This is a genomic window from Nocardiopsis trehalosi NBRC 14201 (assembly GCF_001552555.1).
Classification (GTDB): Bacteria; Actinomycetota; Actinomycetes; order Streptosporangiales; family Streptosporangiaceae; genus Nocardiopsis_B; species Nocardiopsis_B trehalosi.
On record NZ_BCRK01000310.1, the window covers coordinates 1 to 3300 of the forward strand.

Annotated in this window: 4 protein-coding genes; 3 read left to right on the forward strand and 1 reads right to left on the reverse strand. The window is 76.6% G+C overall.

The features are described from left to right. Positions 1 to 111 precede the first annotated feature (111 nt). The 3 genes from NT8_RS27655 (at position 112) to NT8_RS27665 (ending at position 1895) form a co-directional block, all read left to right on the forward strand. Positions 112 to 747 carry a TetR/AcrR family transcriptional regulator gene (locus tag NT8_RS27655; protein WP_157516003.1) on the forward strand — a complete coding sequence of 212 codons (636 nt, stop codon included), beginning with the start codon at positions 112 to 114 and terminating at the stop codon, positions 745 to 747. A 46-nt stretch (positions 748 to 793) separates the two neighbouring features. Then, entirely contained in the window at positions 794 to 1282 is a 489-nt protein-coding gene (locus NT8_RS27660) for an NUDIX hydrolase (protein WP_067975942.1), read from the forward strand. A 109-nt stretch (positions 1283 to 1391) separates the two neighbouring features. Further along, positions 1392 to 1895, forward strand: a complete 504-nt coding sequence (locus NT8_RS27665) for a nucleoside deaminase (RefSeq protein ID WP_067975934.1) — start codon at positions 1392 to 1394, stop codon at positions 1893 to 1895. 300 nt (positions 1896 to 2195) lie between these two features. On the opposite strand, the gene NT8_RS27670 is transcribed toward NT8_RS27665, so the two are convergent. Continuing rightward, positions 2196 to 3300: NAD(P)H-hydrate dehydratase (locus NT8_RS27670; RefSeq protein WP_067975936.1), on the reverse strand; the 1105-nt coding region annotated here is incomplete at its 5' end.

Here is a 3300-nt window from a genome sequence, read left to right on the forward strand (position 1 = left end):
CGGTGCGATGCGGCGCCGACTGCGTTGACCGGATGATTTAATCGCTTGATTAAACCGTACGATGAAGGAAGCGCGCGCGGAAGGGGCGGGCACAACGGGATCGGGGGAGCCGTGGCCGGGAACCGGGGATCGGGCGAGGAGACCCGCGAACGCCTCGTGGCGGCCGCCGGGCGCGTGCTGCGGGAGGAGGGCTACGCGGCGGCGTCGGCCCGGAGCATCGCCAAGGCCGCCGAGGTGAACTCGGCGCTGGTCTTCTACCACTTCGGCGGCGTCGACCAGCTCCTGCTCGCCGCGCTCGACCGCTCCTCCGCCGAGCGGATGGCGCTCTACACCGAGGCCGCCGACCGGGCGACCACCCTGGAGGAGCTGCTGGAGACCGCGCTGTGGATCTACCGCACCGACGTCGAGCGCGGCCACCTCGCCGAGTTCTCCGAGCTGGTGGCCGCCGCCGTCGCCCGCCCCGAACTGCGCGCCGAGATCAACGCCCGCGCCGAGCCGTGGATCGCGCTGATCGAACGCACCTGGGAGCGGGTGGTCGGCGGGTCGGCGCTGGGGCGGCTGCTGCCCGCGCGCGAGGTCGCCTATGGCGCCATCACCTACTACCTCGGCGCCAACTTGTTCTCCGTCCTCGACCAGGACAACGAGCGCACCGAGGCCGTGCTCGACCTGGCCCGGCGGGTGGCGCCCCGGGCGTGGCTGCTCACCCTGCGGCTCCCCCGGCGGGCGGGCGGCGAGCGCGGGGAGTAGCGTCGGCGGGGCGCGCGGGCACCGAACCGAGAACGGGGTGAAGGACGTGGACGTGCGGGTCGCCGACGACGTGGTGTTCCCGGCCACCGACGACGGCCACCGGTGGGTGGCGGGCGCGGTCATCGTGGACGACGGCGGGCGGGCCTTCACGCAGCGCCGCTCCCTTGACCGCCGGGTGTTCCCCGGCTGCTGGGACGTCGTGGGCGGGCACGTCGAACCCGGCGAGACGATGCTCGACGCGCTCGTCCGCGAGGTCGCCGAGGAGACCGGGTGGCGGCTGACCGAGGTCCGGTCCGAGGTCTACCGGCTCGTGTGGACCCCCGATGACGGGATCGAGCGGCACGAGGTCGACTACCTCGTGCGCGTCGCGGGCGACCTGTCGGCGCCCCGCCTGGAGGCGGGCAAGCACACCGAGGCGATGTGGGTCGACGCCGACCACACCCACCTGCTGCACGACCGGCGCGACCCCGGCGAGTACTTCATCGCCGACATCGTGGAACTCGCCCTGGCCCGCGACCGCGCCCTCCGGGCCTGACCCGCCGCCCGGCCCGCCGGGCGCGTCGGCCGACGCCGGGGACCGGGGCAGGGGCGGGGGCGGTGTCGACGTGCGCCGAGGCGGTGCGGGGCCTACCATGCGTGCGTCCATGATCGACGTCCGAAAGGCGGAACCGGTGAACGACACCGACCTGCGGCACCTGCGCCGCTGTGTGGAGCTGGCGAAGGCCGCGGTGGAGGCGGGCGACGAGCCGTTCGGCTCCGTGCTCGCCGCCGGTGACGGCACCGCCCTGGCCGAGGACCGCAACCGCGTGGCCGACGGCGACCAGACCCGCCACCCCGAGTTCGCACTGGCCCGCTGGGCCGCCGAGAACATGACGCCCGAGGAGCGGGCCGCCGCGACGGTCTACACCTCGGGCGAGCACTGCCCGATGTGCTCCGCCGCGCACGCCTGGGTGGGCCTGGGCCGCATCGTCTACGCCGTCTCGTCGGCCCGGCTCGTGGAATGGCTCACCGAGATCGGTGTCCCGCCCGCGCCGGTGCGCCCGCTGCCGGTGGCCGAGGTCGCCCCGGGGGTCGCGGTCGAGGGCCCGGCCCCCGAACTCGCCGACGAGATGCGCGCCCTGCACGTCCGCTTCCACACGACCCGGTGACCCCCGCCCACCCGACCCGCCCTCGTTGATCTCGACGTCGCCGGGGTGGGGAACCGCTCCCACACCCCGAGAACGTCAAGAGCAAAGGAGCAAACCGGGTTCCGGGGCGCGGTCGCGGGAGGAGTCGGGCCGGGTGACCGCCGAGCGCAGCGGCCGGCCCCGCCCGGCGTCGCGATCGCGCACGCCGGCCGAGGTTCTCGACGACCACCTCGTCGCAGCGGCCACGTGACCCGACGCGCCCCCACGCCGACAACGTCGGAGGCGACAGGGACCGGGGCCGCCCCGCGCTCCCGGTCGGGGTCAGTCTGCGGTGACGGCGCGGAAGGCGGCGGGGAGGGCGGTGACCAGGTCGGAGGCCGAGATCGGGGCGCCGTCGTGGGCCAGGCGGGCGGCGAGGCCGTGCAGGTAGGCCGCGCACAGCGCCGCGTCGCGGGCCGCCAGGCCGCCCGCGAGCAGCGCCCCCGCCAGGCCCGACAGCACGTCGCCGCTGCCCGCCGTCGCCAGCAGCGGGGTGCCGGTCGGGTTGGCGACCGCCGGGTGCCCGGGCTCGGCGACGATCGTGGTCGACCCCTTCAGCAGCACCGTGCACCCGTACTCCTCGGCGGCGCGGGTCGCGAACTCCAGGCGCCGCGCCTCGATGGCGGCCCGGTCGGCCCCCGGCAGCAGCCGGGCCAGCTCGCCCGCGTGCGGGGTGAGCAGCGTCGGCGCGGTCCGGGCCCGCACCAGGTCGGGGTTGCGGCTCAGCAGCGTGATGCCGTCCGCGTCGACCAGGACCGGCAGCGTCGTGTCGAGCACCGCCTCCAGCTCCATCGCCGCCACCGGGTGCAGCCCGCGCCCCGGGCCGATGACCCACGCGTTCACCCGCACCGGCAGGCCCGCGACCGGGTCGACCGGGTCCAGCTGCGACGCCACCACCTCGGGCCACCGGTGCAGCACCTCGGTGACGGCGTCGCGGTGCCCCGCGTAGCGGACCAGGCCCGCCCCGCCGCGCAGGGCGCCGCCGACCGCCAGCACGGCCGCCCCCGGGTACCGCTGCGAGCCGACGGCCATGCCGAGCACGCCGCGCCGGTACTTGTCCGACTCGGCGTCGGGCCGGGGCAGCAGCGCCGCGACGTCGTCGGCGCGCGGCACCACCAGCCGGGGCGCGGGCAGGTCGTCGGCGATGCCGATGTCGACGGCCTCCACCACCCCGGCGTGGGTCGCCCCCGGGTCGACGAACAGGCCGGGCTTGTGGGTGCCGAACGTGACGGTGACGTCCGCGCGCACCGCCGGCCCCGGGACGGCCCCGGTGTCGGCGTCGACGCCGCTCGGCAGGTCGACCGCGACCACCGGCGCGGACGCGGCGGAGGCGAGGGCCGCCAGCCGGGCGTGCGGCTCGCGCAGCCCGCCGCGGCCGCCGATGCCG